6 protein-coding genes are annotated in these 5,686 nt (G+C 70.2%); 2 read left to right on the top strand and 4 right to left on the bottom strand.

Annotation, left to right across the window (positions count from 1 at the left end):
* The first annotated feature begins 185 nt into the window (after positions 1-185).
* Positions 186-431, top strand: a complete 246-nt coding sequence (locus ACWEN3_RS39825; protein ID WP_452981637.1) for a hypothetical protein — start codon at positions 186-188, stop codon at positions 429-431.
* 258 nt (positions 432-689) lie between these two features.
* Here the strand turns inward: ACWEN3_RS39825 and ACWEN3_RS39820 are convergent, their stop codons facing one another.
* The 4 genes from ACWEN3_RS39820 to ACWEN3_RS39805 all read right to left on the bottom strand — a co-directional run bounded on the left by ACWEN3_RS39820 (position 690) and on the right by ACWEN3_RS39805 (position 3,977).
* Positions 690-1,025, bottom strand: a complete 336-nt coding sequence (locus ACWEN3_RS39820) for a putative quinol monooxygenase (RefSeq protein WP_452981634.1) — start codon at positions 1,023-1,025, stop codon at positions 690-692.
* Positions 1,026-1,094: 69 nt separating this feature from the next.
* On the bottom strand, positions 1,095-2,120 hold the full coding sequence (locus ACWEN3_RS39815) for an NAD(P)-dependent alcohol dehydrogenase (RefSeq protein ID WP_452981631.1): 1,026 nt from the start codon (positions 2,118-2,120) through the stop codon (positions 1,095-1,097).
* Positions 2,117-2,869 carry a metal-sulfur cluster assembly factor gene (locus ACWEN3_RS39810; protein WP_452981628.1) on the bottom strand — a complete coding sequence of 251 codons (753 nt, stop codon included), beginning with the start codon at positions 2,867-2,869 and terminating at the stop codon, positions 2,117-2,119. Before ACWEN3_RS39810 ends, ACWEN3_RS39815 begins: the two co-directional genes overlap by 4 nt.
* Position 2,870: 1 nt before the next feature.
* The gene (locus ACWEN3_RS39805) at positions 2,871-3,977 is read right to left on the bottom strand and encodes an amidohydrolase family protein (protein ID WP_452981626.1); all 1,107 of its coding nucleotides are present in this window, start codon (positions 3,975-3,977) and stop codon (positions 2,871-2,873) included.
* Between the two features lie 129 nt (positions 3,978-4,106).
* Between ACWEN3_RS39805 and ACWEN3_RS39800 the strand changes: the two genes are divergently transcribed.
* Positions 4,107-5,621 (top strand): helix-turn-helix domain-containing protein, encoded by a 1,515-nt coding sequence (locus ACWEN3_RS39800; protein ID WP_452981623.1) that lies wholly within the window; start codon positions 4,107-4,109, stop codon positions 5,619-5,621.
* Positions 5,622-5,686: the final 65 nt, after the last annotated feature.

Genomic DNA, 5,686 nt, shown 5'->3' with positions numbered 1-5,686 from the left:
GCCCTCGGCGCCGGGAGAGTGCGCGTGCCGTGGGCTCCGGAGATGCCGACGAGGCGGGCGTGCGCGGGTCCGGACCGCTTCCGGACGGTCCGGTGGGCGTGTGATCTTCGTCGGGGTGGTGGCAGCTCTACCCGATCGGGCGGTAGGTCTGATGGTGTGTGCATCGCGACGGACGCTTACGATCCGTGCCCGTGACCCATGTCCCCGCAGATCTGATCGCGCTGGAGCGCGCCGCCGAGATGGAGCGTGCCCGCCTGGCAGGGCTGTCCGGCGAGGAGTACGACGCGCAGCGGCGACGCTGGCACGAGGCGTCGCAGGCAGCTCAGGCCGCGATCACCGCTCACGCCGAGGAGACCGGCCGGAACCGCCACGAGCTGGAGCAGCTGGTGAAGGAGGCGGTACGGCGCTCCGAGGAGGACCCGGCCGAGTAAGCCCACCCGCCGGGTGCCGGACACTCGCCCCGGTCGCCAGTGCTGCGACCGAAAAGGTTCGCCGGCTCGCGACGCCCGGCACGGCTCCCCCAGCCTTCGGCCGGGGGTACCCCACGCCGCGTTGTCGCATCACCCGAGTACATCCAGTACGCGGGCCATGCTCCGCCTTGCGATGCTCCCCCACTGCCCGAAGGGCGTGGGAGGTGCCCCCAGCACCGGACGCCGCGAGCTTTCCGGCAAACCTTCCCGGTCACAGCACTAGGAGCGGGTCGCGGGGACCGCCATCTCCCCCAGCTCGGACCAGCCGTCCTGCGGGACCGTCACGTTGACGATCCTGGGGGTTTCGGCGAGATAGGACGGCAGGGTCTCGCACGCCGTGGCGAAGTGCTTGGAGCCGACGTGCGCGGCGCCGGCGTCTTCGTCGCGGAACGCTTCGGTCAGCACGTACTCGTGCGGGTCCTCGACGCTGCGCGACCAGTCGAACCAGAGACATCCGGGCTCGTTGCGCGTGGCCTGGGTGAACTCCCGGGTGAGGTCGGGCCAGTTGTCGGCGTGCTCGGGAAGGACGCGGAACCGGGCGGTGATGAAGATCATGATCTTTCCTGGTGCGTCGTGGGTGACCGGCGGGGACGCAACGCCCCGCCGATTGGCTGTCGTTGCCGGTCAGGGAACGAGGATGGCCCGGCCGCGGACTCGTCCGGCGTCGAGGTCGTCGAGCGCGTCCTGGAACCGGTCGAGGGGGTACGAGGAGGTGTGCAGCCGCACCTTGCCCTGGGCGGCGAGCACCATCAGCTCGCACAGGTCGTTGTAGGAGCCGACGAGGTTGCCGATGAAGTTGATCTCGCTGGAGATGATGTCGATGGTGGGCACGTCGATGTTCTCGCCGTATCCGACCACGTGGTAGTCGCCCGCGCGCCGCAGCATGCGTACGCCGTCCCGGGTGGCGCCGCCCTCGCCGACGAAGTCGATCACGACCTCGGCCCCCTGACCGCCGGTCAGCTCCAGCACCCGCTCGACGTGCTCTCCGTCGGCGACGACGCCGTGGTCGGCGCCGATCGAGTCCGCCAGCTTCACCGCCTCGGTGTTGCGGTCGACGACGACGATCTCGGCGGCCGTCAGCGCCCGCAGCACCTGCACTCCGATGTGCCCGAGCCCGCCGGCGCCGATGACCACGCAACGGTCCCCGGGCCGCAGCTTGCGGGCCGCCTTCGCGACGGCGTGGTACGCGGTCAGGCCGGCGTCGGCCAGGGCCGCGACGTCGGCCGGCTCCAGGGATTCGTCGATGCGGACGACGCTGCGGGCGGACGTCTTGAGGTACTCGGCGTAGCCGCCGGCGGTGTCGATGCCGGGGAAGAGGCTCTGCTCGCAGTGGACGTCGTCCCCGGACCGGCAGGCCCGGCACAGTCCGCAGGTGATCAGGGGGTGGACGATGACCTTGTCGCCCTCGGACACGTTGGTGACGGCGCTGCCGACCGCGTGCACCCAGCCGGCGTTCTCGTGCCCGATCGTGTAGGGCAGCGTCACTCCGGACTTCTCCGCCCACTGCCCCTCGAGGATGTGCAGGTCGGTCCGGCACACCCCCGCCCCGCCGATCTTGACGATCACGTCGTACGGGCCGGTCACCGAGGGAACCGGTACGTCGGTCATCTCGGGGTCGCGGCCGTAGCCGACGACCTGGACAGCTTTCACTGTGGCTCCTTGCAGTGCGAGACGAGGGTGGTGTCTTCGGTCCGGGGAGACTGGTCGGGGGCGGAGTCCGGGTAGCGGGTGCGCAGCAGACCTCGGCAGAAGTGCGCGTTGCCGTCGATCGACCGCCGGACGGACCGGGCGAAGCGCAGCCGCAGCGGGATCTCGCCCGGCGCGTAGGGGCGTCCGTCGTCGTCGACGAGGACGGGGTCGGTCGGTGCCATGCCGAGCCCGAGCGCCTCGCGCCGGCGCAGCAGCGCGCGGGTCGCGTCCGTGTCGGGCAGGTCGCCGAGCACCACGTCGGCCAGTCCCTCCTCGGTCAGCGCGGGGTCCTGCCGCAGCAGCGTGGTCAGGGCCCGTTCCATCGCCGCGGTGTGGGCCTTGCGCCGGAAGATCAGCCGCAGTTCCTGGAGGTCCTTCTCCGCCTCGGCGCCGAAGGTGCCCCGGTAGCCGGCGTCGGCGGCCAGGCCGCGGTTGATCAGGTCGGAGTCGTGGTGGTCGTCGAGCAGGACGGTGACCGCCCCGGCGTCCGGCAGGGCGGACAGGGCGTCCTTGGCGTCGGAGGCCATCAGGTAGGCGAAGTTCGGGGCGCAGAAGGAGGTCGGGAGCCGCAGGTGCACCGTGAGCCGGTGGTCCGGGCCAGCTTCGACGGAGCGGACGAAGCCGAGATCGGTGATGGGTTCGTCCAGTTCGGGATCGTGTACGGCGTCCAGCGCCTGCCTGGCCCGCTGCTCCAGCGTGGCGGCGGGCATGTCACGCCTCGCTGGGCTGCGCGGCGACGGAGGCGGCTCCGGCCGGGCCCGCGGCCGAGGGGGTGCCCGCGGTCGTGGTCTCGCCCGCGGCCTCGGCGGGCACCGGGATGTCGTACAGGGCCGCCGCGTTCAGGCCGAGGATCTTCTTCTTCTGCGCCACGGTGAGCGCCCCGAGCTCGCCCTGCATGTCCTCGGGGATCTGGAAGTCGACGAACCGCTCGATCAGCCACCGGGGCGTCCACAGCGCGTAGTCGCTGCCGAAGAGGATGCGGTCCTCGTCCAGCCAGTACAGCAGTTCGCCGATGATCTGCGCCCAGTAGCGGGGCCGGGTGTGGATGAACGGAATCGCCACGGCGAGACCGGCGTAGACGTTGGGCTCCTGGGTGGCGATCCAGCAGAAGTCCTCCAGCCGGGGCAGACCGCAGTGCTCGACGACGAAGTTCAGGTCGGTGAAGTCCGAGGCCGCCGCGTCGACGTCGGCGACGTCGAACGCGTCGCGGTCCAGCGGCCGGATCGTCGGGCCCTTGTGGATGTGGATGTTCTTGATGCCCAGTTCCTGGCACGCCTCCAGGTAGCGGTAGCTCCACGGGTCGGTCAGCTTGTACCCGCGGGAGTCGCCCTGCCACTCGGCCGTGTACAGCTTGACGCCCTTGAGCTGGAAGCGTTCGGCGTCCCGGCGAAGCCGGTCGAGCCCCTTCTGCTCGAACCGGGGGTCCCAGCAGTGGTTGTAGGTCAGCTTGTCGGGGTGCTGCTGAGTCAGCGCGAAAGCTTCTTCTGTCTGCCCGAAGCCATTTCCGTAGAACGCCCCCAGATATGCGGGCTGGAATATCGCGTGGTCGACGTGCCCCTCGACGAAGAGGTCCTTCATCAGCCGCTCGCCGCCGTAGTAGAGGAACTCCTCGTACGACCAAAGCTCCGACTCGGGGCTGAGATTGCGGTGATAGTCGTAGAAGCAGTCGATAAACTGCTTTCCGTGGATGTTCAGCTGGTTCTCAGGACGCGCGTCCCACAGCGCGACGTGCGCATCCACAATGAAGTAGTTCTCGCCGTCCTTGTTGTACATGTCGGCCTCCGTCCCGGCGACGACCTCGTTTTCGGAATGCGACATTAGGCAGACTCGCGTCAGGCGGGCAGCCCCCTTATTGTCTCACTTTGAGACAAACGGGCAGGGTCGATCCGGGAGGCCGCCAGTAGCCTGGCAGCTAATCAGCGCACGGGGTCGTCGTGGAGGCCGCCAGTGGACCAGGACCGCAGCTCCCCGTTCCCGGCCGGGGACGAGGATGATTCCAGGAACGCAGTCCTGCTGCCGCCCCGGCTGCGGGCGTCGTGGCAGCGCAGCCGCCGGTACGGCCTCACCCCCGAGCACATGCAGCCGATGTTCACCGGCGCCGTGGACACCGACTGCCTGTTCTACGAGTGCGGTCTGGAGGTGCTGCGGGGGCTGCAGGCCACCCTCGCGAACGAGCCGGCCAGCATGATGCTCACCAGCAGCGACGGGCTGGTGCTGTGCCGGCTGTGCAGCGACTCCGCGGTCAATCGCTCGCTCGACCGGGTCAGCCTCGCCCCGGGCTTCTTCTTCACCGAGAGCACCGTCGGCACCAACGGAATGGGGCTCGCCCTCGCGGACCGCGCCCCCTCGCTCGTACGTGCCGAGGAGCACTACTGCACCAGCCTGCGCCGGTACACGTGCGCCGCGGTCCCGGTGCTCGACCCGGTCACCCACGAGTTGGCGGGCAGCATCAACCTCACGACCTGGTCCGAGGCGCCCTCCACGCTTCTGCTGGCGCTGGCGCAGGCAGCCGCCGGGAACACGGCGGCCCTGATGCTGGCGCGCACGGCCGGAAGGAAGCCGCGTCTCGCCCCTCGGGGTGAGGTGTTCCAGGCGCTCGCGGGCTGTGTGCAGAGCGTGGAGGACCTCCCTCCCCTGTCCTCGCGCTGGGCCGAAGCCGTCAGCGAGGCCCACGCCGCCATGTCCCAGGGCCACCTGGTCGCCGTGGTGGGCGAGGCGGGCTCGGGCAAGGCGCTCCTGGCGTCCGTGGCACGACGGCGGATCAGGCCCAGGGAACGCATCCTGTGCGCCCGGCCGCCGCTGGGCGACGACATCGGCGCCTGGATGACGCTGTGGACCCCGGAGCTGGCCAAGGACGACACGTGCGTCATCGCGGCCGACGTGAACACACTGCCCGCCTGGGCGGCCGAGGACCTGGCGCGATGCCTCACCGAAAGTCCGCGGAACCCCGTTGCCGCGGGAGCCGGGCGGCTGTGCCCGTGCGTCCTCACGGCGGAGGACTACTCCGGCATCCCGGAGGTGCTGCGCACGCTCGTCGGGGGTGTGGTCGAAGGGCCCACTCTGCGGTCGCGCCCGCAGGACGTCATGCCGCTCGCGCACCACTTCGCCCACCAGTACCGCGGGCGCCCTGTCACGTTCTCACCGGCGGCGGCACAGGCACTCACGAACTACGACTGGCCGCAGAACACCCGGCAGTTGCGGCGCATCGTGCGTGACGCCGCGTCCCGCACCGATGTGGTGGACCTCAGGCACCTGCCCGGAAAGATCTTCGCGGGTACGGCCCGGCGGCTCAGCCGTATGCAGGCCATCGAACGGGACGAGATCGTACGGTGCCTCACCGCCCCCGACATGTCGGTCGCCCGGGCGGCCGAGACCCTCGGCATGAGCCGGGCCACCATCTACCGCAAGATCGCCCAGTACGACATCGCCATACCCGCCCGCACCCCGCGGTCCGGCCGCTAGGGGGTGTCGTTTGGATCATCCGGCAAGCGCTGCTCCTCACGGCCGGCCTGATCCGAACGACACCC

The sequence above is a fragment of the Streptomyces sp. NPDC004561 genome (assembly GCF_053602155.1).
This window is presented reverse-complemented; position numbering and strand designations above follow the sequence as displayed.

Bases quoted from the DNA above. Each gene is read 5' to 3' on its own strand.
- ACWEN3_RS39810 (WP_452981628.1), bottom strand. From the start codon at position 2,869: ATGCCCGCCGCCACGCTGGAGCAGCGGGCCAGGCAGGCGCTGGACGCC.
- ACWEN3_RS39820 (WP_452981634.1), bottom strand. From the start codon at position 1,025: ATGATCTTCATCACCGCCCGGTTCCGCGTCCTTCCCGAGCACGCCGAC.
- ACWEN3_RS39805 (WP_452981626.1), bottom strand. From the start codon at position 3,977: ATGTCGCATTCCGAAAACGAGGTCGTCGCCGGGACGGAGGCCGACATG.